This is a genomic window from Paraburkholderia fungorum, assembly GCF_046027215.1.
GTDB lineage: Bacteria > Pseudomonadota > Gammaproteobacteria > Burkholderiales > Burkholderiaceae > Paraburkholderia > Paraburkholderia fungorum_D.
Map to the genome: position 1 here is coordinate 666,926 of NZ_JAQQEN010000001.1, position 24,695 is coordinate 691,620.

General features: G+C 59.0%; 25 protein-coding genes. 9 read left to right on the forward strand and 16 right to left on the reverse strand.

The features are described from left to right. Nucleotide 1: 1 nt before the first annotated feature. Nucleotides 2–1,009, forward strand: a complete 1,008-nt coding sequence (gene cydB / locus PQR27_RS02965; RefSeq protein WP_408522232.1) for a cytochrome d ubiquinol oxidase subunit II — start codon at nt 2–4, stop codon at nt 1,007–1,009. Nucleotides 1,010–1,105: 96 nt separating this feature from the next. Here the strand turns inward: cydB and PQR27_RS02970 are convergent, their stop codons facing one another. Beyond that, on the reverse strand, nt 1,106–1,909 hold the full coding sequence (locus PQR27_RS02970; RefSeq protein ID WP_408522233.1) for a family 1 encapsulin nanocompartment shell protein: 804 nt from the start codon (nt 1,907–1,909) through the stop codon (nt 1,106–1,108). Continuing rightward, the gene (locus PQR27_RS02975) at nt 1,902–2,963 is read right to left on the reverse strand and encodes a Dyp-type peroxidase (protein WP_408522234.1); all 1,062 of its coding nucleotides are present in this window, start codon (nt 2,961–2,963) and stop codon (nt 1,902–1,904) included. Before PQR27_RS02975 ends, PQR27_RS02970 begins: the two co-directional genes overlap by 8 nt. Nucleotides 2,964–3,559: 596 nt before the next feature. Here PQR27_RS02975 and PQR27_RS02980 point away from each other — a divergent pair. Then, nucleotides 3,560–4,000 carry an ester cyclase gene (locus PQR27_RS02980; RefSeq protein ID WP_408522235.1) on the forward strand — a complete coding sequence of 147 codons (441 nt, stop codon included), beginning with the start codon at nt 3,560–3,562 and terminating at the stop codon, nt 3,998–4,000. 52 nt (nt 4,001–4,052) lie between these two features. Here the strand turns inward: PQR27_RS02980 and PQR27_RS02985 are convergent, their stop codons facing one another. From PQR27_RS02985 to PQR27_RS03015, 7 genes are all read right to left on the reverse strand, one after another. Then, nucleotides 4,053–4,196 (reverse strand): hypothetical protein, encoded by a 144-nt coding sequence (locus PQR27_RS02985; RefSeq protein WP_408522236.1) that lies wholly within the window; start codon nt 4,194–4,196, stop codon nt 4,053–4,055. Between the two features lie 224 nt (nt 4,197–4,420). Beyond that, nucleotides 4,421–5,698, reverse strand: coding sequence for a DUF3734 domain-containing protein (locus PQR27_RS02990; protein ID WP_408522237.1), 1,278 nt, complete (start codon nt 5,696–5,698; stop codon nt 4,421–4,423). Between the two features lie 10 nt (nt 5,699–5,708). Next, entirely contained in the window at nt 5,709–6,491 is a 783-nt protein-coding gene (locus PQR27_RS02995) for a 3-hydroxybutyrate dehydrogenase (RefSeq protein WP_408522238.1), read from the reverse strand. A gap of 18 nt (nt 6,492–6,509) precedes the next feature. Beyond that, nucleotides 6,510–7,289: an acetoacetate decarboxylase gene (locus tag PQR27_RS03000; protein ID WP_408522239.1), complete on the reverse strand. Its 780-nt coding sequence runs from the start codon at nt 7,287–7,289 to the stop codon at nt 6,510–6,512. A 338-nt stretch (nt 7,290–7,627) separates the two neighbouring features. Next, on the reverse strand, nt 7,628–8,650 hold the full coding sequence (locus PQR27_RS03005) for an LLM class flavin-dependent oxidoreductase (RefSeq protein WP_408522240.1): 1,023 nt from the start codon (nt 8,648–8,650) through the stop codon (nt 7,628–7,630). 165 nt (nt 8,651–8,815) lie between these two features. After that, on the reverse strand, nt 8,816–8,962 hold the full coding sequence (locus PQR27_RS03010) for a hypothetical protein (protein ID WP_408525530.1): 147 nt from the start codon (nt 8,960–8,962) through the stop codon (nt 8,816–8,818). 148 nt (nt 8,963–9,110) lie between these two features. Further along, nucleotides 9,111–10,544, reverse strand: a complete 1,434-nt coding sequence (locus tag PQR27_RS03015; RefSeq protein ID WP_408522241.1) for an aminotransferase-like domain-containing protein — start codon at nt 10,542–10,544, stop codon at nt 9,111–9,113. A 158-nt stretch (nt 10,545–10,702) separates the two neighbouring features. Between PQR27_RS03015 and PQR27_RS03020 the strand changes: the two genes are divergently transcribed. From PQR27_RS03020 to PQR27_RS03030, 3 genes are all read left to right on the forward strand, one after another. After that, nucleotides 10,703–11,944 (forward strand): pyridoxal phosphate-dependent aminotransferase, encoded by a 1,242-nt coding sequence (locus tag PQR27_RS03020; RefSeq protein ID WP_408522242.1) that lies wholly within the window; start codon nt 10,703–10,705, stop codon nt 11,942–11,944. Between the two features lie 94 nt (nt 11,945–12,038). Beyond that, entirely contained in the window at nt 12,039–12,761 is a 723-nt protein-coding gene (locus PQR27_RS03025) for a transporter substrate-binding domain-containing protein (protein WP_408522243.1), read from the forward strand. A 27-nt stretch (nt 12,762–12,788) separates the two neighbouring features. Continuing rightward, on the forward strand, nt 12,789–13,664 hold the full coding sequence (locus tag PQR27_RS03030; protein ID WP_408522244.1) for a PhzF family protein: 876 nt from the start codon (nt 12,789–12,791) through the stop codon (nt 13,662–13,664). On the opposite strand, the gene PQR27_RS03035 is transcribed toward PQR27_RS03030, so the two are convergent. The 3 genes from PQR27_RS03035 to PQR27_RS03045 form a co-directional block, all read right to left on the reverse strand. Continuing rightward, on the reverse strand, nt 13,661–14,599 hold the full coding sequence (locus PQR27_RS03035; RefSeq protein ID WP_408522245.1) for an alpha/beta fold hydrolase: 939 nt from the start codon (nt 14,597–14,599) through the stop codon (nt 13,661–13,663). The genes PQR27_RS03030 and PQR27_RS03035 overlap by 4 nt on opposite strands. 727 nt (nt 14,600–15,326) lie before the next feature. Continuing rightward, nucleotides 15,327–15,569, reverse strand: coding sequence for a hypothetical protein (locus tag PQR27_RS03040; RefSeq protein WP_408522246.1), 243 nt, complete (start codon nt 15,567–15,569; stop codon nt 15,327–15,329). Nucleotides 15,570–15,594: 25 nt separating this feature from the next. Then, the gene (locus PQR27_RS03045) at nt 15,595–15,849 is read right to left on the reverse strand and encodes a hypothetical protein (RefSeq protein ID WP_408522247.1); all 255 of its coding nucleotides are present in this window, start codon (nt 15,847–15,849) and stop codon (nt 15,595–15,597) included. Nucleotides 15,850–16,629: 780 nt separating this feature from the next. On the opposite strand from PQR27_RS03045, the gene PQR27_RS03050 reads away from it, so the two are divergent. Continuing rightward, the gene (locus PQR27_RS03050; protein WP_408522248.1) at nt 16,630–16,953 is read left to right on the forward strand and encodes a hypothetical protein; all 324 of its coding nucleotides are present in this window, start codon (nt 16,630–16,632) and stop codon (nt 16,951–16,953) included. 202 nt (nt 16,954–17,155) lie between these two features. On the opposite strand, the gene PQR27_RS03055 is transcribed toward PQR27_RS03050, so the two are convergent. The 3 genes from PQR27_RS03055 to PQR27_RS03065 form a co-directional block, all read right to left on the reverse strand. Next, complete coding sequence (locus tag PQR27_RS03055) at nt 17,156–18,517, reverse strand: MFS transporter (RefSeq protein WP_408522249.1); 1,362 nt, start codon at nt 18,515–18,517, stop codon at nt 17,156–17,158. A 113-nt stretch (nt 18,518–18,630) separates the two neighbouring features. Next, nucleotides 18,631–19,101, reverse strand: a complete 471-nt coding sequence (gene cynS, locus PQR27_RS03060; RefSeq protein ID WP_408522250.1) for a cyanase — start codon at nt 19,099–19,101, stop codon at nt 18,631–18,633. Nucleotides 19,102–19,143: 42 nt separating this feature from the next. Beyond that, on the reverse strand, nt 19,144–19,803 hold the full coding sequence (locus PQR27_RS03065) for a carbonic anhydrase (protein WP_408522251.1): 660 nt from the start codon (nt 19,801–19,803) through the stop codon (nt 19,144–19,146). Between the two features lie 300 nt (nt 19,804–20,103). Between PQR27_RS03065 and PQR27_RS03070 the strand changes: the two genes are divergently transcribed. Continuing rightward, nucleotides 20,104–20,577 (forward strand): PRC-barrel domain-containing protein, encoded by a 474-nt coding sequence (locus PQR27_RS03070; RefSeq protein WP_408522252.1) that lies wholly within the window; start codon nt 20,104–20,106, stop codon nt 20,575–20,577. Nucleotides 20,578–20,665: 88 nt separating this feature from the next. Here PQR27_RS03070 and PQR27_RS03075 read toward each other — a convergent pair whose 3' ends face one another. Continuing rightward, the gene (locus tag PQR27_RS03075) at nt 20,666–21,520 is read right to left on the reverse strand and encodes a transglutaminase-like domain-containing protein (protein ID WP_408522253.1); all 855 of its coding nucleotides are present in this window, start codon (nt 21,518–21,520) and stop codon (nt 20,666–20,668) included. Nucleotides 21,521–22,313: 793 nt separating this feature from the next. On the opposite strand from PQR27_RS03075, the gene PQR27_RS03080 reads away from it, so the two are divergent. Continuing rightward, on the forward strand, nt 22,314–23,369 hold the full coding sequence (locus PQR27_RS03080) for a Rieske 2Fe-2S domain-containing protein (protein WP_408522254.1): 1,056 nt from the start codon (nt 22,314–22,316) through the stop codon (nt 23,367–23,369). A 170-nt stretch (nt 23,370–23,539) separates the two neighbouring features. Beyond that, complete coding sequence (locus PQR27_RS03085; protein ID WP_408522255.1) at nt 23,540–24,496, forward strand: PDR/VanB family oxidoreductase; 957 nt, start codon at nt 23,540–23,542, stop codon at nt 24,494–24,496. Nucleotides 24,497–24,695: the final 199 nt, after the last annotated feature.

Sequence of the window (24,695 nt, forward strand, 5' to 3'; positions counted from 1 at the left end):
CGTGCAAATCGATCTTCCAGTGGTGTGGGCCGCGATCATCGGACTCGGCGTTTTCATCTACGTGATGCTGGACGGATTCGATCTTGGCATTGGCCTGCTGTTTCCGTTCTTCGAGGCGAAAGGCGATCGGGAGGTGATGATCAATACCATCGCGCCGGTCTGGGACGGTAACGAGACGTTCCTCGTGCTGGGCGGCGCGGGACTTTACGGCGCGTTCCCGGTGGTCTATTCGACGCTCCTGCCCGCGAACTATCTGCCGCTGATCCTGATGGTGGTCGGCCTGATCTTTCGTGGGGCGGCCTTCGAGTTGCGTGCCAAGGCCACCCGAACCCAGCATGCCTGGGATCTCGCCTTTATCGGCGGTTCCGCGCTCGCGGCGCTGTGCCAGGGCATCGTGCTGGGGTCACTGCTGCAAGGCATCAAGATCGTGAATGACCGCTTCGTCGGCGATCCGTTCGACTGGCTCTCGCCGTTTAGCCTGTTCTGCGGAATCGGCGTACTCATGACGTATGCGACGCTCGGCTGCGGCTGGCTCATCCTGAAGACGGAGGGCGACCTTCAGCGCAACGTGCGCCAGGTGATGAGGCCGCTCGTGATTGTCCTGCTTGGAGCGATTGTGATCGTGAGTCTGTGGACGGTGATCGGATTGCCCGCGGTGGCACATCGCTGGTTCGGCAGCGGCAATCTGGGGTGGTTCATGCCGGTGCCGATTCTTGTTGTCGCCTGTGTGTGGGGCATCTTCCGGTCGCTGCGTTTGCAGCACGAAGCAATCCCATTCATTCTGACGCTCGCGCTGTGCTTTCTCGGCTACAGCGGCTTGCTCATCAGCATCTGGCCGAATATCGTGCCGCCGTCCCTGACGATCTGGGAAGCATCGTCGAGCCACTCGAGCCAGCTGTTTACGCTGGTCGGCACGGTGATCGTGCTGCCGGTCATCCTCGTCTACAACGCGATGCAGTACCGCGTATTCCGCGGCAAGGTGAGGGAAGGGGACGCCGGCTATCACTGACGGCGAGCGCGAACGCCTGGCGGAGTAGGCCTTCTTTCTATGTGACCGGCCCGGGCGGTGAAGCCCGAGCCAGCCCTTATCAAAGCATCAAGCGGCCTATTCCGCTTGCGTCACTGGAACCGATGCTTCGCTCGTCAGCATCAGGAACGTCAGCGTTTCGCGCAGATAGAGACGCACGACCGTGTCGGTATGGCTCGTGTAGCCAATCGACAGATCTTCGCCGAGATGTAACTCGAAGTCGCCACCGCGCATGGACAGCACGCTGCCGCCCGCGAGCGCGGGTGCCCAGATAATGTCGCCGTTCACGATCCGCTTGATGTGCTCGATGACCGGATAACCCTGATCGCTTGCCTCGCCGAGCGCTGTGTACGCATCGGCGCCGAGCAGGACGGAGTAGGGACCGTCGACGCCGGCGAGCCGCAACTGTTCGAGTGCGTTGCTGATCGTGGCCGGATAGTCGCTGACGTCCGCTGGCAGCGCGAGCGGCGGATTCGACGAGCCTTCGCGAATCCCGCCGATACCCGCGGCCGTATAGCCGTCGAAGATCGCGCGGTCTTCGGCATAGGCGAGTTCCTTGGCCGCGTCTTTTGCAGGCTGCCAGTCGGCATCTTTCGCGCCACGTTCGACGCTGTCGAGCGCATCACGCTGCAACTCGAACGGCACGGTCAACTCGACGAGGGCCTTCACCTCGGACAGTTTCGCCACGACGCCTGGCTGTGGCGGAGTGATCGCGCTCTGGTGTCCGGTGCCGATGCCGGACAGTTCAGTGCCGCCGGGACCCTTGACGTCGACCACGCGACGGCCGGCGACGCTGCGCTTGAACGTGCGCGCCACTTCCTCTTCGATTTGCGACCAGGCGGCGCTGGAGATTGGAGCAAGCTCGCGATGCAGGTTATTCATATTGCGACGTTCCTTTGAGAGAGCCAATATTCAGCGAGCCGTCGTGGCGCGGCTCGGCGGACGAAGATGGAGCGGCAGACCGTTGGTCCGCGCCGGCACCGCCGGCTTGCGGGTCGCGTTCCGCGAGCGCCTCGAGCATGGTGGCCGACGGCACGAAGAAGAGGCCGCCTGTGACCGCGCGGCTATAGTCGAGCAGCCGGTCGTAGTTGCCCCGCGGCCGGCCGACGAACATGTTCTCCAGCATCTGTTCAATCGGCTCGGGCGAACGGGCATAACCGATAAAGTAGGTACCGAATTCGCCCGCGCCGGGCCGGCCGAATGGCATGTTGTCACGCAGGATTTTCACTTCCTCGCCGTTCTCTTCGATCGTTGTCAGCGAGCTGTGCGACGACGACGGTTTGACCGCTTCGTCGAGCTCGATATCGGACAATTTCGTGCGCCCGATAATGCGCTCCTGGGTCTCGACGGAAAGCGCATTCCAGCCCGTCATGTCATGCAGGTACTTCTGCACGAGGACATAGCTACCGCCCACGAAACCCGGATCCTCGTCGCCGATGAGCGTGAATTCGGCGGCCTCGCGGCCCGTCGGGTTCTCGGTACCGTCGACGAAACCCACCATGCTGCGCATATCGAAGTTGCGAAAACCGTGCACTTCATCCACTACCGAGACCGCATCGCCTAGCCGTCCTATCAGCTGCGTGGCGAGTTCGAAGCAGAGGTCCATGTGCTCCGCGCGGATGTGCAGCAGGATGTCGCCCGGCGTAGCCATGGCGCGGCGTTCGCCCTCGCCGAATTCGCGAAACGGGTGCAGCCCGGCAGGACGCGGGGCGCCGAACAGCGTGTCCCACGCTTCGGAGCCGAAGCCGCACACGCAGGACAGGTTGCCGTTGGGGACGCGCTTGCCGACCGAACGCACGAGGGCGGCCACGTCGGCGCACCACGCGCGCACTGTTTCGGCTGGATCGCGGCCAGCTGCGAGGGTCGCGACCATGAAGATCGCGCTACGTGTAACGGTATTACAAACGACTTGCGGTTCTGGCGTGTCTTGAGGCATCGGATTGAATATGGATAGACCGTTACGGAATCCGGCAACAGCGGATCGAATATCCTGCCGCCGCCGCGATAGCGTGCCAATGCACGCGATGTTGGCTGGCGTTCACTGCGCCCAGAGATGTTATACCGCCCAGTCGTCTTATGGAAACTGTACAGCAGAGCCTGACAAGCCTGCTACGTCGGCGAGTTGAGGCGTGCTGCGCCCGCAGACGGTCTCGCTGGCGACCCGGTCGTGTCGCGTTCAGCAGATTCCAATTCGCCCCTGTTACCTCGTTGCCGTTCGCATTTTGGGGCGGCTACCTGCTAGCCGCTGGTCGTCCAAACCTGCTGGAACAGGCGCGACAGTTCAAGATAATTGGTATTCCGAATTGATATGGCGCGGAGCACCGATATTCGGCAAGCTCCACCCCCGGGCCGCGTTGCATTTATACTCAGAGCGCAGGCGGCGCCGCCGTTTGAAGTCGACACTATCGTGCTCGGCTATGGCGGCAGCGTTTTTCGCAAACACGACGTCACGCCCGACAGTGGCTACCCGGCAGCCGGGCAGATTCGTTCGGCACGGCCTTAGCCGTCAGGATTCTCGAGGAGTAAGCGATCATGACTTCAAGTACCGGCGAAGAGATTACCCAGGCAGCGATTGAAGGGTTCTATCACGCGTTCGAGGAGAAGAGCGTCGCATCGTTACGAAAGGTCGTCACCCCCGACTGGGAATATATTCCGGCGCCCCCCGGTACCACGCCCGGACCCGACCAGATGGTCCAGATGTTCGCTAACCTGGCGAAAGCGCTTCCCGATATGGAAGTCACCATTCTCGACATGCTGGTTCACGGAAACCGGGTGGGCGTTCGCGCGGAGATCAGTGGCACTCAATCTGGGGAACTGCTTGGCATTGCCTCGAGCTCCAAACACATCCGCTTCGCGATTCACTCGTTCCACGAGATGCGCGGAAGTCTGATTGCGAAAACATGGCATCTTGAAGACTGGCTTTCAGTGTTTCGACAACTGGGACAGTTGCCCAAGACGCTCGAAGGGCATTGAATGTGCGTGTTGTGCCACACCACGCAGCGCTGAGACAGGGAAGGTGTTGAGGCTAGTGATGCATTGCTGCTGCGACCAGAAGATGAAACGGTAGCGCAAGCAGTGCCGTCCCGGCGAATCCGAGCAGCCACAACGCAACGAACCAGAAGAGGCGTTTGCGAAACGTTTGATGGCGTTCACCGCTATCTTGTGACACGGCGTCTCTCCTTCAGACTACTACGGGGTACCGTATTCTGGACGGGGCCAGTCACTGTGGCGGCGCATCGCCGCCTGCATGCGCTGTGCCGCGTGCAGCGCCCGCTGGGAATGATGTTACTCCCGGGTAATTGCCACTGTCAGATTGTTTTGCGATGAAGCCCGGCGCTGCGTAGTGGAGGGGCGCCGGGGTGCGCCGCTCGCACGCCCCCTCGTTGGTCGGCTCTACCGGGCGTCTGATGCCGCTTTCGCCACCGCGTCAACTAACTCCGGCATGTCTGGCACGTACTCAGGTCGATCGGAAACTGAAGCCGGGCCAGTGTCGTGGCGATGGACGTCATGGGTAACAAAGCCAAGATCATGACTTGGGATCTCGAACCAGTCGGGGTTACCGAACGAGCGGCGAATGTCCTCGAGGCCGCTCGCCCAATGTTCGCTCATGGTGTCGTTGCTGAATTCGTAGTCCTTGTAATGACCTTCAAAGAACTTGTTCTTGTAGATAAGGTGCACGACATTGACCGCACCACCGTCTGCCACTTTCTGTGCCTGTTTGACTAGCGGGTGTGTCCGCCGCACTTTCTCCGGAATGTGTTCAAGCAGTTCCTTGATCAGGCGAGCATGCTTCTGGCTTTGCGACACGAAGGTCGTGATGGCGCGAGTCCGGCTTGAGAACTGGATATCCTTGGCCCGCTCGGCAACATCGAGGAAATCGCCAGGCAGTGTTCCTTCTGCGCTCCACAGGTCAACCTGAAAGACCAGCGCATCCTTGTGCTGGCATTCCCTGACGATTTCCGTAAGCGGCGTATTGGAGACCAGACCTCCGTCCCAGTAAAACTCTCCATCGATTTCTACTGCTGGAAAACCGGGCGGCAACGCGCCGGACGCCATGAAGTGCTCCGGCTCGAGACGGGTCTGCGTGTTGTCGAAGTACACCAGATTGCCCGTGCGAACATTGACCGCACCGACGGAGACGCGAACGTCACCGTCGTTGATACGGTCGAAATTGGCGTACTTGAGGAGGGTGGCACGCAACGCCGTCGTATCGTAAAAACTCACCTCGCCTGGCTGTTTCTTTGCAACGCCGGCAATGGGTACGGAAAAGCGCGGTGTGAAGAAGCCCTTCTGACCTTCAGTCAAAGCGCGAGTGGCAGCCCACATGCTCGACCACTTTCGGGCAACGTCTGGAAACCCGAACGCTGTCGGCAGCCAGGCGCCTACGTGCCCCAGCAAGTCTGCTGGTTGACAGATGGTGTTCCAGAAGCCGCGCAGTGCTTCTACCCGGTCCTCTGGCGCGTTGCCGGCAATGATGGCGGTATTCAGCGCGCCAATCGAAATGCCCGAAATCCAGGTGGGCTCAACACCCACTTCAGCCAGCCCCTCATAGACGCCGGCCTGATATGAACCCAATGCGCCACCGCCCTGCAGGACCAAACCGATCTCGTCGTAGGCAGGCAGCTCAAGTTGATTTGGTTGCTCTAATGTATTGCGTTGACTGCGGCGCATCGTCGGCTCCTTATTGCATGAACCAACCGTGGCTGACCACAATCGATTGCCCGGTCAGTGCTGCTGAATCAAACCCCGCCAGAAACGCGACCGTTCTGGCAACGTCGGCTACGGTGGTAAATTCGCCGTCGACGGTTTCCTTTAGCATCACGTCCTTCACCACCTGAGCTTCCGAAATACCGAGCGCTTTCGCCTGTTCCGGAATCTGCTTGTCAACCAACGGAGTACGAACAAAACCCGGACATACGACATTCGCTCTCACGCCACGCGAGCCACCTTCCTTCGCGACGACGCGAGCAAGGCCCAGCAGACCGTGTTTGGCGGTCACGTAAGCCGACTTCAACTTCGACGCTTCGTGTGAATGAACCGAGCCCATGTAGATGATGGAGCCGCCCTTGCCCGATGCGTACATGTGTTTGATCGCAGCCTTCGTGGTCAGAAATGCGCCATCCAGGTGAATGGCGAGCATCTTCTTCCAGTCGGAATAGGCGTAGTCTTCAATCGGGTTGACAATCTGAATACCCGCGTTCGACACCAGCACGTCGATACTGCCAAGCTGATTGACGGCTTCTTCGATACCTGCGTTGACCGCTTCTTCGCTGGTGACGTCCATCGACACCGCAAGTGCTTTCCCACCTGCGGCGACGATACTGTCCGCGACCTGCTGCGCGTTTGCCAGATTCAGGTCCGCAATGACAACGGCCGCGCCGTCTGAAGCCAGTTTGCGTGCGCATTGTTCACCGATACCGCTTGCGGCGCCCGTCACGAGCGCGACTTTTCCTTGCAACGACATAAGTTTTTCCTTGCTGAGTTATTGGTTGACGGCGAGCTTCAGTGCTTCCGCCGGGGCGAGATAGTCGTAAGCGACTTCGCCCACATCGAGGGTGAGATTGGCAATGACGTGTCTGGCAGCCACTACCCGTTTGACAGGGAGGTCAGCGACCGGCGCCAACGCATGGGCATGCAGATCGAGCGCTGCGGGGCCTTCCCATGCACCGAGCACGGAAACGTCGCGCAAGTAGAAGCGGACGAGCTCACAAATCCGCGGTGAACCATCCACATGAGGGATGACCTTCAACAGATAATTGGGTGTATCCGCGAGTTTCTTGCGCTCAGACTCGATATCGAGCGGGCGGTACTTGTAGCCCATCGTGCCAGTCGCAATCCGTTGCGTGCCGTAGTCGAGTGTGCCGAGCAACGTGTCTTTTCCGTCAACGGCCAGGCGGGGCGAAGCGAGCTTCTTCGGAAAACCCCAGATCTCCCGGCCGGCAGCGATTGGACCTTCGTCATCGAGGTACATCGCGTGCGTATAGCTGGCTTTCTTTCCCGCTTCGTCCAGCACCGAAATAACCTGGCCGCTTTCCGTGTAGTCGCCAAATCCGGATGAGTCTGGCATGCGGATGAACTCAAAGTGCACAAGGCTATTGTCGACAGTCAGAGGTTCAGGCACGACCGCGCGAAGCGCGTCCATGTCGGTCTCGTACGAAATGATGAAGTACTCGCGATTGATAAACCGAAATGGCGGGCGCGGATACGCCGGATTGTGCATAGGCATTGCGAAAGCATTGTTGCGGATTTCATCGAGCGTCACGGCAATTTTCCGGTGGATAGCGAACGCTGCATCATAGAGGCAAAGCCACAGCAGATGTCGGCGACGCGCACATGGCGGGCGGTGATTAAAAATCTGACTTGTCAGGCTTCAAGCGCCTATCCCGCCTGAGTTTGCGTTGCGTCCAGGTTTGCCTCGACGCCACATTTTCCAACCTTGCAAAACATTGTTGCAGGACGGACTACGGTATCGAAGGGAACCTGTGCTTATGGTTGGGAGTCACAGGCCGGTTCGCGTAGTGGTCATGTGGCTCCGGGAGCCATTTCCGAAAACAGCACAGCGTTGCAGACGATTTGCCCGCCTTCAGTAAGTGTGGGGTGCTAGCGCCAGCCGAGACCGGGGGCGACATACTTGAGAATCGATTCGATCACGTGCGCGCAATATTCCACGCCCAACTGGTTGGGCACGGTGAGCAGCAGGGTATCGGCCGCCGCGATTGCCTCGTCCCTGGCTAGTTGCGCGATGAGAACATCGGGTTCTGCAGCGTAATTTCGACCGAAGATCTTTTGGACATCGTCGTCCAGAAAGCCGACCGTGTCGCTGCTCTGAGCGCCTCGCCCAAAATACATCCGGTCCTGGTCGTTGATGAGCGCGAAGATGCTTCGACTGACCGACACTCGCGGCTCTCGTGTGTGCCCGGCTTCTTTCCAGGCCTCACGGTAGGCCCGGATCTGCTCTGCTTGCTGGATATGAAGAGGGCGGCCCGTTTCGTCGTTCTTCAAAGTCGAGGTCTGGAGATTCATGCCCATCTTCGCGGCCCATACCGCCGTTGCGTCGGAGCCCGAACCCCACCAGATGCGATCGCGAAGACCTTCGGAATGCGGTTCGATCCGCAGAAGCCCAGGTGGATTCGAAAACATGGGCCGCGGATTCGGTTGCGCAAAGCCCTTGCCGCGCAGCACCTCGTAAAAGACTTCCGTATGGCGGCGCGCTAAATCGGTATGAGTCTCGCCCTCATCAGGCGCGTACCCGAAGTGACGCCAGCCATCGATAACCTGTTCACCGGAGCCCCGGCTGATTCCAAGCTGCAGCCGTCCGCCGGCGATCAGATCGGCTGCGCCGGCATCTTCGGCCATGTAGAGCGGATTCTCGTAACGCATGTCGATGACACCCGTTCCGATTTCAATCCTGCTGGTTTTTGCACCGACTGCTGCGAGCAGTGGAAAAGGCGAGGCGAGCTGTTGCGCGAAGTGATGGACGCGGAAGAAGGCCCCATCTGCGCCGAGTTCCTCGGCGGCAACGGCCAGGTCGATGGATTGAAGGAGAACATCAGCCGCTGACCGTGCGCGCGAATGCGCAGAATCGGTCCAGTGGCCAAAGGAGAGAAAGCCAATTTTTTTCATGGGAACGTCGCGCAATGGCGTCCAGATATGGGGGAGCGGAAATGTTGCCGAGTGAGCGTGAGCCGGATTTGCAATGGTATTACTGGAGCGGTGTTTATGTCACAGCTGGCTCATCACGCAGCTTGCTTCGAAACGCGCGATTGGACCGCTTCTCAAAGACATCTTTCAGGAGGGAACAGTGCTCATCACTGTGCCGATCATGTCCGTGCCCCAGCCACGCGCCTGTAGAAACACGCCGAGAAACGGGCCGATGCCGGCCTGGACATCGGCCATGAAGAAGTTCAGTGCTTCGAGTGCGCGGTTGGTCTTCACGGTGCCTCGCGATTGCGATGTTCCGGCAAGGAGCCAACGTTGACGCAATCCCTATGCCACCGGCTTGTGCTACCTCGGGCGGACCTCGCGCAGGGCTGGACCCTGCTCGAACATCGGCCTACCCCTTCTGAACCATGCGTCAACTACTTCAATGCGACAGTTGCGCACACGCGAGCTGTCCCAAGCGCTGAATGCCGCTTTTGATCCGGTCATTCCACTCGTAGCCGGCGCTCAGGCGTAAGCAATTGCGAAATCGGCGGCCGGCTGAGAAGACATCGCCGGGTGCAAAGCAGATACCTTGCTCAAGCGCTGCGTCGAAGAGCGCGCGTGAATCAAATCGCCTCGGCAGTTCGAGCCAGAGCACGAATCCGCCAGCCGGCCGGCTCACTTTCGTATCAGCGGGAAAGCTTGCTTCGATCGCGCGCGTCATGCGGGCGAGGTTCTCTTCAAAAATGTGGCGGATGCGGCGCAGATGCGCATCATAAGCGCCGCTTGCCAGGAAATCCGCGAGCGCGACTTGAGGTAGGACGGGGCTGCATAGGCTGAATGCGAGCTTGCGTTCCATCACCTGCTGCGTATATGCACCCGCTGCAATCCAGCCGATCCGGTATCCCGGCGCGAGGCTCTTCGAGAACGAACTGCAATAGATGGTATTGGCGTCGCCTCCGAGCGCGATGAATGGCTTCGGCCGTTCGCGCCCGAAATGGATGTCGCCGTAGACATCGTCCTCGATCAACGGCACAGCATGTCGCGCGAGTAGCGCGAGGAGCGCCCGCTTGTCGGCTTCGGCCATGGTCGAGCCGAGCGGATTGCTGAAATTGGATGACAGTACGCAAGCCGCCACGGTTTCTGTCGCTAGCAAATGTGCGAGCGCGCCAATATCGATTCCACGAGTGGGATCGGTCGGCAGCTCGAAAGCCTTCATACCGAGCATTTCGAGCGTATGCAGAAGCCCGAAGTAGGTGGGGGATTCGACTGCGATCGTATCGCCGCGAATGGCGACCGCTGTGAGTGCAAGTGTCAGCGCTTCGGTGCAGCCGTTCGTGATGAGTACATCGTCGGGCGACAGCGCATGTCCGAACCGCAGCGCCCGTCTGGCGATTTCCTGACGCAGGCGTGGTTCACCGTGTGGCGGGCAATAGACGTTATAGCGCGCGCCGTGTTGACGAGCCGCACGCGCGAGCGCCAGGTCGAGCCGCTTCGATTGCAGTACGCCTCCATCCGGCACGGCGCAGCCAAGCGGAACGAGTGCGGAGTTCGACGCATGTTCGAGCAGCGTCGCAACGGCGCCACTGATCGATACGGTTGACGCCCTCGCTCGCGCGCGCGAAGTCGATGGCAACGCGAGCGTGCCGCGGCGCGCTACGGCGACGTAAAAGCCCGACTGCGGCCGCGCAACGAGGATGCCGCGATCTTCGAGCAGACGGTACGCCTGTAACGCCGTGGAGATGCTGATGCGATGTTGCTCGCTGACGGCACGCACGGATGGCAGACGCATGCCTGGCACGAGCGCGCCATTGTCGATCATGCCAACGATGAGCTCTGCCAACTGCTCGTAACGGTACGAAGTATGCGTGTCCATGGGACCATTCGTGACGGTGGATTTCAGCATTATCTGGCCGGAACAGCCAGTTCGCCAAGCAGAACTGTGATGGTCGAAGTAGCGGAAAATTGTGACTGTTATGGTCAATGGGTGAACGCTACGATGTGTGTATTCCAGTCGCAGCCGAAGGAGCCCAGATGTCAGTCCCTACTAACGCCCCGCAAGCGGGCCTGAGTTCTGCTGAGACTGTGCCGGGACAGTCGCCCGAAGAGAAACGGTCTGGTTCCAGCGAACCGGATACCCCGGAGTGGCGCGGCAGATTTCCCTACAACGAGATCATCTCGCTGCTCGACGTAAACCGGCCGCTTAACCTCGCGGAGAGCACCTCCCAGGACCTGACGGTTGGCGAACTCCTGGATCTCGCCGGTCTTGAGCGTATCCGGGAACTGAAGCTCGGCTATAGCAGATCCGCGGGAGCGATCGAGCTCCGTGAGGCAATTGCGGACGTCTGCAACGTTCCGGCCGAGCAGATCATCACGACCCAGGGTACCGCGCTCGGGCTCTTCCTTCTCGCGTTCGAAGTCTGCCGACCGGGTGACGAGGCAGTGCTCGCGACGCCATGCTTTCCGCCGAGCCGCGACAGCCTGCTTGGTGTCGGCGTCAACGTCCGGGAAGTCCGGCTGTCGTTCGAAAACGGCTATCGGTTGGACCTGGAGCAGATTGAAGCAAACCTGACGCCGAAAACCAGGCTGGTAAGTATTGCTTCACCGCAGAATCCAAGCGGCGTCCAGGTCTCGCGTACTGATATCGAGCAGCTTCTTGCCTTGCTGGCAAGGCGCTCCCCGGAAGCGATACTTTTCATCGACGAGACCTATCGCGAAGCCACTTACGGCGACAATGCCGCGGTCGACAGCTTTGCCGGATTCGACCCGCGCATCGTCACCGGCGCATCGGTATCCAAGGCGCTCGGCGCGCCGGGCTTGCGAACAGGCTGGCTCACGGTGGCCGACGCTGACCTTCGCTCACGTTTGACAGTCGCCAAGATGAATACCGTCATCTCCGGTTCGGTACTCGATGAGACGCTCGCCGCAGTTCTGCTGCGCCGCCGGGAAGGTGTGCTCGCGCCGCGACGTCGGTTGCTTGGCGGTGCTATCGAGGAACTGGCGGCCTGGTGCAAGAGCGAACACAAACGCATCGAGTGGGTGCGGCCTGATGCCGGTGCGTTGTGCTGCGTGCGTTTGCGTTCCGATACATTCGACGATACCGCTGTCTCGCGATTCTGGGACCTGTTACCTGACTACGACCTGCAACTCGCGTCAGGGGCATGGTTTGGCGAAAGCAGTCGCGTGTTCCGGCTTGGCTTTGGTTACCTGCCGCCCGAGCGCCTCGGCTCCGCGCTGTCTGCGCTTTCGTCGGCGCTGGACGCGGCTACGTCGTGACAGACGGGAGACGTCGCAAAGAAACTGTTCGATCTGGACCACCCGGCGAAGAACGGCCGGGGAGGGGCTACCGGATCAATACGTGGAGTAAGCTATGAAGTTAAGAGTCGCATATATCGAAGAGCCGCCTTTCTACTGGACTGGAGCAGATCATTCGCCCACAGGCGCGGACATCGAACTGGCCGAGGTGGTGCTTCGAGCGATTGGTGTTTCGTCCATCGACTTTCAGCTGACCTCGTTCGGAGAGCTTCTGCCCGGCGTACAGGAAGGCCGCTGGGACATGAATGTGCCCATTTTCGCGACCGCTGAACGTGCGCAGCACGTTGCATTCAGCGTGCCGGTCTGGTCGCTGGGCGACGGTTTCGTCGTGCATCGGGGCAATCCGAAAGCACTGACGAGCTATGCGGCAGTGGCGGCACGAAGCGACGCGCGGCTGGGACTCATTCCCGGGCAGATACAGTTTGACGCCGCCAGGTCGGCGGGCGTGAGCGACAGCCAGATCGTGACGTTCAAGGACCAGGCGGATGCAATCGCCGCGCTGCTCGCAGGCAAGATCGACGCATTTGCGGCCACGGCAGTGGGGAACCGCGTCGTTGCTGACGCCAACAAGGCGCTTGAAGCCGTTGCACATGAGGTGAGCAAGGCAGGCAACGCACCGGTCGGCGCTTTCTCGTTCAGCAAGAGCAATCACAACCTTCTACAGGCTCTGAATGAGCAGCTTCGCAAGTACCTCGGTTCGGCCGATCACCGCACCCGCATGGAAAAGTACGGCATCACGCACACCGAGATTGACGGCGTGGTGGCGGGCACGGAGTAACGGCGAGCATGTTAAATGGAGACCAGTATGAAGCGACCCTACAAGGTAGTTGATGTCTTCACTTCGCGACCGCTTCGAGGCAACCCTGTGGCCGTGATACTGGATGCAGAGGGATTGACCACTGACGAGATGCAGGCCATCGCGGCGTGGACGAATCTCTCCGAGACGACATTCGTCCTCCCGCCCACGATAACCGCGGCCGACTATCAGCTGCGGATTTTTACACCGCGCAGTGAGCTCCCCTTCGCCGGGCATCCCACGCTAGGGAGTGCCCACGCGATCCTTGAAGCAGGGGGCGTCGCACTTCGTCAAGGCGGACGGTTGGTCCAGCAATGCAATCTCGGCCTCGTCGAACTGACGGTCGAAGGGCAAGGCCGGGATCGTCAACTGACTTTTGGCCTCCCGTCTTCGAAGATGGAGCCGCTGCACGCAGTTGATATTGCAGATCTGGAACGCATTCTTGGCTGCAAGGTGTCCGTACAAACCGCACCAGCTATCGTCAACGTCGGTCCTGTCTGGGTCATTGCGCAGTTGAATGATGCGGCTTCCGTGCTCGATCTGCGACCGGACTTCACGAGGCTGGCGCAGTTCGAGCGACGCCTGGGCGCCACGGGCGTGACAGTATTCGGTGCTCACGCGCATGGAGACGCGGCGATAGAGGTGCGTAGCTTCGCGCCGTCCTGTGGGGTCGACGAAGATCCTGTCTGCGGGAGCGGCAACGCCAGTGTGGCCGTCTTCCAGTGGGAGCGCGGCCTGTTATCGCCCGGTGGCACGGACTACGTCGCGACCCAGGGTGGCTGTGTCGGCCGGGACGGGCGCATAAAGGTGAACGTGGATGCGAACGGGAAGGTACATGTCGGCGGCTCCTGTGTCACCTGCGTAGAGGGCTCACTGACTTACTAGAAGCCCGACGCGTCTGTGCTGCGGCGGGGCGCCAGAGCGCTGCCTTTATAAAATTCCGTTAGCGTAGCAACCACCGCCCGGAAGAAAGAAGGGTCAAGCGCGTGGCCCATTCCGTCGATCACGCGCAGTGTCGATCCGGGAATTGTGGCGGCTGCCCAATGGGCATGGTCGACAGGAAAAATTGGGTCATCACTGCCATGCACGATAAGCGTGGGAGTGGCTATCGACGCCAATTGTGCCGCGCTCAACTCCGGCGTGGCTTTCTGCGCGAGTGCGTGGTTGCTGTTGTTAGCCATCGCCGGCGTCAATCCATCTTGCCGTAGAAGCGGCCTTTCTGCGAACGCCCGGCCCAGTGCCTGCCACGCATCTTCAACAAACGGCGAGCGCGGCCCTTTCGCCAGCCGGAAGTTCTCCACGAACCGGTTTGCCACTTCGCTCGCATCGCGCGGCGCGTTTGCATTGAGCGCGATAACCTGAGCGACGTACTCAGCCGAAGGACGAGGCAGTTCGCCAGCTCTGACAGGTGCGCCCGAGAACGCGTCGTTCTTTGGACGCAAATCCGCTGAGGACATCAGGATGACAAGACTCGCCAGGCGCTGTGGCATTTTGAGCGACATGCGATAAGCAAGCACGCCGCCTTGCGAGAGTCCGACGATATGAGCCCGTTTGACGCCAAGTTCATTGAGTACCTCGAATGCGTCGCAAACGAGATCATCAAGCGTATAGGGTGCACGACTGAAGTCGACATAGGTCGAGAGCCCAGTGTCGCGCTGGTCGAACCGGACGACCCGGAAACCACTTGAAGCGATTAATTCGCAAAAAGCATCTGGCCAGACCAACCCAGGAGCGCTGTTACCCATAACGAGCAAAACGGCGGGATCGCATTCGTTGCCAAATTCTTCATAAAACAGATCGACGTCGTTTGCGTGGATCATTTTGCTCTTACGGGAGCGGGCGGTGGGATTAGTCGAAGTCATCAGGTAGGTGGCGTTATTGGCTCGCTGCGAATGGGGGGCGCAAATGTGGAGACACCCCTCAGATAGCACCCAAATGTCTATGACTCGAACAATAGGGCTCGTTTATTAGCTGCGAGTTAGGATTGAGTCTGGATGGATCGACCTCGGCCGCCGATCTGTTTGCTGGCCGGAAACAGGATGATAGTTGGCAGCAGTACGCGAAGCGGTGATTGCTAGATAAGCATCGAACTACAGTTGCCGAACATGCAGCTCAAATCTATGAGCCTTGTGTTTACGACGTAATTGCCAACATCGGCCGACAGGTTCGGCGAGGCGCCTGGACGTTGTGGCCGGTCGCCTACCGGTATGCCGATGTCCTCGCTCGAGACGCTGAGATAGAGCAGTTTGATAATGGGCCACAACCAGCAGCTCCAACAGCGTCATCGAGCACGTCAGAAACGAGGGTCACTGGTTCGGGAACTGGATTTTGAAGATCTGTGCTCCTAAGCCTCGTGTAGCAGCATAAAGATTGCCACTGGCTGTCGGTGACCAGTGAGGTGATAAAGTCCGTCGTGTTCGTGAATGGATACGTAACGAAGCTCCCATCGCCGGCAAACCGGTAGATACCGATTGCGGTCCCGGGTTGGCGAGCCAGACGCTTCCGTCATCTTCACGACGAGCGACGTGGTTCGCTCCTGGAGGGGAGCTACTTCCCGCTTACCAAATCCTTTGTCCGCAGGGTAATGGCCGACAGGCCTTTTTCGACGATCTCCTGCCAGTCGCTGGAAACGACGACCTGCTTGGATTCGCTAACGCGAGTCTTGACGGTCTGAGCACCATGAAGAGCGCCGACATCGCCTGACAACTGCAGTTCTGACTTCTGGTTGGTCGAAATAGACCAGAAGCCGGGCTGGAACCATGCCCAGAAATCGATTATTTGCGCAGTCACCGGAGCGGCGGCGGCAAAGTTGGGGTCACCCGTGCTTCACGACAATGTAACCTGCCTCCTGAAAGCCTGTAGCCAATGCGCTTTCAACGAGGCCGGAGGCCGTCTTGCCTTCAGGAAGCACCACATCGCCGAGTGCCTTGCCATAGCCGTTTCTCTTCCGACCGATCGCGCGAGCTTTCGACGCATCGCTAGAATCTTCATCAGGATCCAGCGAGGCCATGTCGGCGCTCGGAGGCTTGACGGTAAAAGTGCGTTTGTCCTGAACTGAATCAATTCGCACGTATTTCCCCGTCGCAGGGTTTGTGCCTTGCGGCGCCGCGACGTCGACAGTTGTCCGGCCGACCGCGCATCCGGCGAGGATGGACGCGGCGAGGCTATAGATAGCGATTCGACCCAACAGCATGATTGCTTTACTCCTGGTTGATTATTCTGGTCGCCAAGTCCAACAAGTCCAACGTTTGACGATGCCCGGCGACGACGATTCATTTTGGTCTAACGTCTTTTGTTGGAAATTCGCAGAGTACGCGTTCACTCAACGTCATTTGGAATAACGGCCGGTTAATGAAAATCTGAAGGTCGCCATCGTTGCTCACCGGCCACGCTCCACTGGCTGTTCGCTATCCACGCAGCCCAGTCAGTTTCCTCGCGGGTCACGTAGCATGCACCGCGCAATGCCGAACCAGGCCCGCCTCAGATTGGGGACCCGGCCAATTAGGGGTAACTCCAAAAATCGAAATTCACCCTTGCGAACAACGCGCTTAATTATCAGCGACCGCTTTCCTAAACTTGCTATTACCTGGACATAGAGGGCATCGTGGGCATGAACGAGGTGCCGGTCACTCAGGTAGGCGTTGGGCGGGCGTAGGTTCTTTCCAGGAATGGATTACGTGTCTCGTTGTCAGCCTTGAGCGGCGATCCGTGGTTTACGTCACGTACACCACGGCGACCGGTCGCGCGAGTTTGTTTGATCGCCGCGAGCCAAGCGTACAACGACCGCTATGGAAAAATCCGAATGGATCGTTCGCGTCGAAATTCCAGTCCAATCAAGGAGGAGCAGGTCATGAACAAGGCAACCAGCATATTGATCGCGGCCGTCGCCGCACTCACGCTGTCGGGCGGCGCTTATGCACAGAGCAACAACACGCTGGCGACCCCGACCACCGTGTCGCCAGCCGCCGTGTCGCCGACCACCGGGGCGCCGGTCGATGCAACGAGCGGCTACGGCACGCCTGGCGTCACCAACTCCGACAGCGGCATGGGCGTCGGGTCGCGGAACTCGGGCTTGCCGAATAGCACGGACAATAGCTCGACGCCCGTCACCACCGCTCCCATGGGTCACAACACGCTGGCGACGCCGAGCGTAGTGTCGCCCGCCGGCCAATAACTGTTGTTGAAGATGACAACCAGGCGCAAATAAGTGCAGACCGACTAAGAGGTGCAATCGCGTAAGGTGCGCTTGTCATCGTGACCCGTGCCACGGTTTTGCGACTGGCAGGAGCTAGTCAATACGATGGACCTACACGGTGCCATGCTGTCGAGCGTCACGGATAGTAAGAACATCGCGACGAAGCAGCGTCGTGGACGCGCTAACGCTGACGGCGGCACGAGCAGTTCAAGTCCCGGCGGAGCGGGACATCGACACGCTTAGCGGTGTGTCGTAACGGACCAGGCGCGAGGAACGGCGTCAACACGAGCATTCCGAGCGCAACGACAAACAGAAGCCAAACTGGAGCATGAAAAGCGCCAGTTACGTCGCGCAAATAGCCGACAAGCAAAGGCCCAGCGGCGGCAAGCAGATAACCGACGGTCATCACGAATGCGTTCCACGTGTTGGCTTCGTCCGCGCCATTCGCGTTATCGAGCGGCAAGGTCATCCCGAGTGTGAAGCCGCCGCCCAAACCAACAGCAGCGATCGCAATCCACACGTGAGGCATCAATAAGGGCGCCAAGGCTATTCCCAGAGTCCCGGCTGCGGAGAGGGCCGCACAGACTGCGAGCCACCCGCGACGGTCATGCGCGCGGCTCAACAAACCGAACACCGGAATCGCCACCGTGAACGCCACCGTGTACGTTGCAAGCACGAGGCCTGCGGATGTTGCGGACAGGCCATGCTCCCGATACATCGGTGAAGTCCAGGCCAGCAACGCGAAGAACAGAAAGTTGTCGCAGGCGAAGAACAGTGCCACCAGCCACGCTGTCCGGTTCATCAGGGGTAATCGTGCAGCCGTTACGGTCCTGGCTGTAGCGTTTGCGAGTTCCCGCCTTTCCCACATGAGGATGGCAAGCGCCGCGAAAATTGCGATCAGCGCGACAGGGCTCCAGATACCTGTTCCAACCCGCCAACCGCTTGATCCCTCTGCGCGAGCAAACGCGGCAATCGCGCCGGTCGTGGCCGCGGAGATCGTGGTACTGCCCGCGAGTGCGGTGGCATAGATGCTCATCATCATCGCGACCTTCGTCGGAAACCTGGCCTTGATAATTCCGGCGAACAGCGTTCCCGATATCGCGATTCCGGCTCCCACACCTGCTGTGGTCAGCAACAGCATCGCTACGTCCGATACGAATGCCCGCGCCACCATCGAAACAAACAGCAGCACGAGAGACGCAATCAGCACCCCATTTCTTCCAGATCGCCGGGCCAACCACGGGGTCGGCAGTGCCAACAGCCCCATCAGCAGCGTCGGGATAGTCGTTAGCAACGAGGCGGTCGCGTGCGAAAGTGAAAACTCCCGACTGATGAGCGGCAACACCGGACCAATCGAAGCGATGCCCGGTCGAAGTGCCATCGCAATGACGACCATCGCAACAACGAGCCACGCTGCTTTGCTCGTCTCAGCCGATTTTTCGTGAGTAGTCTCGACATCACGAATCGCTGTCAAAGAACCATTCGACGTGATGGCGTCGTAGCAATCGTCTGGATTCCTTATCTCCACTGCAGTATCTTTCATTGATGCACTCGTTCGAAATAGATGGAGCTTGGGGACTACGGATCATCACGTCAAAACACAATCCGAATAAAGACCGCGAGAGCCATTCATCCAGGAGCGGCTCCCCATCTTGCTCAGAACGGCTTGGTCGGCAGGTACTTTCCGTCGAGCGTGATCACTGCACGCGAGCCGCCTTCCGGATCGTCGACTTTCTTGATGTCCAGCTTGAAGTTGATGGCGCTGATGATGCCGTCGCCAAACTTCTCGTGAACCAGCGCCTTCAGCGTCGAACCATAAATCTGCACCATTTCGTAGAAACGATAGATCGTCGGGTCGGTCGGCACGCCGCCCGGAATACTGCCGCGTAGCGGAATGGTTTGCAGCAGGCGAACCGCGTCTTCACCGAGTTCGAGCTTGTCGGCCACGACTTGCGCGGCGTTGGCCGGCAGCGGGTGCTGGCCGAGCAGCGCAGCAGTGACGAATGCGAGGCTGAGGCCGGTGCCTTCATTGATCTGCTCGAACGTCAGGTTCTTGCGAACCTTCGAGTCGATGATCGCGTCGGTCAGGGCTTCGCGGCGGGCTTGGCTATGTTGCGATTGCGTCATGATGATGCTCCTTGAGATGGAATGAAATGGAAAAGCAGTTGATCAGGCAGCGAGGCTGAGTCGAGCCGGCGTTGCACAGGCATGCGGATGTTCAGCGAGAGAAACGAACTGGTTGGTCGCGCCGTCGAGTGCGTCAATCGAGCCGGTTTCGATGTCATACACCCAGCCGTGCAGGGCCAGATGGCCTTGTTCGAGCGCAAGCCGCACGGAAGGGTGGGTTTTGATGTTCGCGAGCTGGGCGATCACGTTTTCGCGGACCATCGAATCGACCCGGTCGCGTTCGCTCTTGTGCTCACGCGCCTCGTTGACGACTTTCGCGGAATCCGCGTAGTGCAACCAGTTGCGCACGGCCGGCATGTGGTCCATGCACTTGCAGGTGGCGATGGCCGTCATCGCGCCGCAATCGGAGTGGCCGCAAATCACCACATCGGTGACGCCAAGCGCGGCGACTGCGTATTCGACCGTGGCGGTCACGCCGCCCGGTTCCGGGCCGTACGACGGCACGATATTGCCGGCGTTGCGGATCACGAACAGATCACCGGGCTCGCGCTGCGTGACGAGTTCCGGCACGAGCCGGCTGTCCGAGCAGGAAATGAATAACGTGCGCGGGTTCTGGCTCGTGGCCAGTTGCCTGAAAAGCTCGGAGCGCTGCGGAAACGCGTCGCGCTGGAACTTCAGGAAGCCGTCGATGATGTCTTGCATGTTTCGCTCCGTTTGGGGGTTCGTTGAGAACCGATGGACGAAGAATGCGCTGGTCAATCTATAGCGTCAAAGACTGGTTTTCGATCATATCGATAGGAAACGCCAATAGTTTGAAGGTGCCCATGTTCGTGCGGCATGACTGCTGCCGCGCACCTACGAGCGCCCGGTTTGGCTGACGAGGATTGGAAAGCACTACACGCCCCTGCTAAGGGCAATTTGCGTCACCGCACATGCATCCGCTTGCGTTTCGGGTACGCCCCTTGCGCGACTTCCAATGCACCATTTCCATAGGAGGCAATAATGGGCTCAATCAATCCTCAAGGTGATACCCGCGGCGGAGCGAACGTCATTGGCGGCGGTACCGGTGAAGGTCCGGGGCCAGATATCATGGCGGCGGGAACGCTTGACGGCAACAAGGTGATGTCGTCAGATGGCGAGCATGTAGGCAAGATCTCCGACATCATGCTGGACGTACGCAGCGGACGGATCGCCTATGCGGTGCTGGCCGAAGGCGGATTTCTGGGCATGGGCGCGAACCTGCACGCTATCCCCTGGAGCGCACTGACGCTTGACACCGACCAGAAGTGCTTCCACGTCGATATCGCCGCACAGCGTCTAAAGGACGACCCAGGTTTCGACAAGGACCACTGGCCGATGATGGCCGACGCAAAGTGGGGCACGACGACGCACAGCTATTACAACCGTCAGCCCTATTGGCTCGCAACGCAAGAAGTCGTTGAAGGCGATCCGGACATCCGCCCGCTTGAACACTAAGGCGTGCACCGGCTTGGGCGCGAAGCGCTATACACGCAACTAGCTCGCGCCGGCCCGATGAAGTTTTCGTCGGGCCGGCGCGAGTTTCTCAGCCCTGCATTGATGCAACGCGGCCCACTGCTGAGAAACCGGTCCCCTCGTCGGGCTCGCAGACAACCCTGAACTTCACAAGCGGAACCGGACCAAACGCATTGCTTAGCGCGACGTCAGCTGCATCACGTCCCCGCGCCATGAGTACGCGCCCAGTCCGGGGCGCGTTGTTGCGTGGATCGAAAGTCTGCCAGCGACCACCCAACCAGGCTTCAAACCAGGCACAGAAATCCATCGGCGCGTAGGGCGGCGGCAGACCGACATCGCTGATATAGCCACTGCAGTAGCGCGCAGGAATGTTCATCGCGCGGCATAACGCGATTGCCAGATGCGCATAGTCGCGGCATACGCCGACGCCTTCGCGGAAGGTCTCGAAGGCGGTCCGCGTCGGGCGCGCCTGCTGGTAGTCAAAAACGATATGCCGATGTACATAGTCGCAGATCGCCTGCACCCGCGGTCGTCCCGGCGGCGAGTTGCCGAATAGCTGCCACGCCATGTTCGACAGCAGGTCGGTTTCGCAGTACCGGCTTCCGAGGAGAAACTGCATGCACGCGTCGGGCAGATGTTCGACGGGACTCTGGTAGCTGTCCGGCGGCGGCGCTTCCGGCTCGCCAGTCACGCTGAGCAGCGCTTCAGTCGACAGTGTCAGAAGGCCGCAGGACGGCGTGATCAGGCGGCTGCAAAGGTTGCCGAACGCGTCGTGATATTGGGTGAGGGGAAGCGGTGGATCGATCCGCAAGCGGTCGGGCACAAGCACTTCATTCGCATGTGAAGCGTGCGTGTGCAGCATGAGTAGCATGGGCGTGGGCTGGCTGCATGCAAAGACCAGTTCAAATCCAACGCGAAGGTTCATGGCATTCCTCTTTCAGTGGACTCTCTCGGTGGAGTCGGAGCGTGGACGCTGCAGCACTCTTCCAGAACTGTTAGCTCTGTACTTGCTCGGCCAACATGCCGCCCGCCGCCAGGTCAACGTCGCGTCCGCCTTTTCTTTTTGGGTTTTGGCGGTGCAAGCGCAGCGGTCCAGAAAGCAGCGGTTCCACGCTTCGCCGCTGCGGTTGCGTGCCCACGCGCCGAGCCGGCCGCCGCATTGGCCCCGCTCAACCACATGCTGAGAAACGGATTCTTTTTCATCCACGGATTTTTCATGTCGCACTCGATCGAAGAAATGGGTTGTCCAGTTCGTGTCAAATGAGCCACCGCAAGCGGCGTACCTACGAGGTCGTTGTGTTGCGCGGACCGCAGTTCCTGCGCCCAAGTGATGCCGCCCGATGGAAACAGGCGGTTTCTGGGCGCGGCGTGCCGGCCGCGGGAGGAAATACTTTCTCGAGATCGGAAACAGGCTGAACACGTCACCTGTGCAGTGCTGCAACGTCCGTGCAATTCCTGAATTAAAACGCACAGGTAGAACGGGAGATGCTGCAGAGGGCAATATCAGAGGACTCTATGGTGTCTAGTCCCCTTCGAGGACACCGTGCCTCGTGGCGGAATCGGTCCATGACCTTCAAAACTCCCCGGTGTCTGGACAACCCTCCCAAATGGGGGGTGCCACAAACTCACGTTATCGACAAAGTTAGATCACGGACACGGCTACGTGGCCGAATACAAATACAGTCGTCCTCGGGGCGGCAACCTAGGAGGAGATTTCAATGCTGAAAAATTGGTGGTATTGCGCGGGCTGGGACTATGAGCTGAGCTTGGGAAAGGACGCCCTTCTAGCTCGGCGTATCGCTGGTGAGTCGATCGTTCTTTATCGAAAACCGGACGGCGGTGTCGTAGCCATGGAGGATCGTTGCTGCCATCGTCAAACAGCACTCTCCTGCGGGCGCAAGGAAGGCGACTCGCTACGTTGCATGTATCACGGCTGGAAGTTCGGGCCGGACGGCCGGTGTGTTGAGATTCCCGGACAGGAGTATGTTCCGCAACAAGCATGTGTCCGATCGTTCCCGGTGGTCGAGAAAGACAACTGGATCTGGATCTGGATGGGGGATCCGATAAAAGCGGACCCCGCCCTGATCTGCTTCGCCGTCGGACCTGGTGATCCGGCATGGAACATCAAGACATCGCAACTCCGGGTTGATGCGAACTATCGTCAGGAAATTGCGAATCTAAGCGATTTATCGCATGTGGCATGGGTCCATGACGAGACATTCGGCGGAACAAACGCGTGGTCGACAGTCAAGAGCGAGCATACCCTCCGGCCACGAGGCCTCGATACGGTAACCTGGTTACGCAGCGTACCGGCCGTGCGATTCGTTCAACACCTGTTTCCCGCAGGGACGTTGGTCGACATGTGCTTTGATGTCCAAATGAGCTTGCCATGTAACTTCATCATGCACCTCCAGATTTTCAGTGCGGGGACCAATACTGAAGGCCCTTCCGACGGACAACTGCTTCTGGACACTTACAGTTGCCAAGCGGTTACCCCACGTGACGAAGACTCCGTGGACTATTACTACTCGTGGGGCGCGAGCCGCGCTACTGACAGTCCGGGTATGACCGATCTGCTGCACGAGATCGTGGAAGTTGCTTTTCTTGAGGATAAGAGAATCCTCGAAGCCCAGCATCAACGCATGAAGGAAAAGCCTGGCTTCGCCACGGTCGACTACGTACACGACGCGGGCCCCGGCAAGTTGCTCTGGTTGCTCGACAAGTTCTTAAAGGAGGAAGCGGCCGTCGAGCCGACAAGTATGCTCGAAGCGTGAACGCTGACATATCGCTTCAGAGCGCCAAGATGCGGTGTACCGTTGGTCGCAACATAAGCCGAGTGTACTTTTCCCTCCCACTAAAAAGATTTACGCAAGTCCAGATCAAGGAAGTTATTCGCTGCCTGCCGTCGTAGGCTCTTTACAACACAATCTGCCATTTACCGATCATGAGTCAAATCGCCGTTAGGGTCACAAAAAGAAGTATAGAGGCCGAGGACGTCGTCAGTCTTGAATTGACTCATATTGAAGGACAGCCACTGCCAGCGTTCAGCGCCGGATCGCATATTGATGTTCTTGTTCGTGACGGCATCGTCCGTCAGTACTCTCTTTGCAATGATCCAGCGGAGCGTCATCGTTATGTGATCGGCGTGCTGCGGGACCCGAACTCGCGTGGCGGTTCACTCGCAGTTCACGATGACGTGGTGGAGGGGACGATACTGCATATCAGCGAACCAAAAAATCACTTTGCGTTAAAACCCGCGAGACGTTTCCTATTGTTCGCAGGCGGAATTGGGGTAACACCTATCCTATGCATGGTTGAACAGTTGGCCAAGATCGGGGCTGATTTTGAAATGCACTACTGCACCCGGTCACCAGGGCGCACCGCATTCCATCAGCGAATCATCGAATCAGATTTTTCGGACAGAGTGAGTTTTCATTTCGATGACGGACCAGCCCAGCAACGATTGAAGCTTCCGGAGTTAATTGACCGTCCTGACCCAGATACAACGTTATATGTATGCGGTCCCGGCGGGTTCATCGATTTCGTGACCAAGACTGCAGAAAATTTTGGATGGAAAAATGAACAGATCATTTTTGAACGGTTCGGTGCGCTGACACAGTCTTCCGCGAGCGATGCTGCCTTCGATGTCAAGGTAGCCAGTAGCGGAAAAATTATCACCGTTGCCAGCGGTAAAACCATCATTGCTGCTCTCGCGGAACATGGCGTTGACGTCCCTATGTCATGTCAACAAGGTGTATGCGGAACTTGTGTTACGCGCGTTCTCGATGGAACGCCGCATCATCGGGATCTGTATTTCACTGATGACGAGCGCGCGAAGAACGACCAGATGACGCTGTGCTGCTCACGTTCCAGGAGTGCAATGTTGGTACTTGATCTTTAGTACCAGTCTGTCACGCGTAGCTCGCAATATCGTACTTTTCGAGCTTGACTACGTTGAGCAAACCACAATTCGTCGGGTATTTGCGCGTGCGGAACACGGCCTCTCGTGCGTCGCATATTTTAGCTCGCGTGGGTAAGTCAGAAATGTTGGCAAGCATCCCGGTAGCCCAGCATCAAGATACTTCTGAATTCTTCAGCAT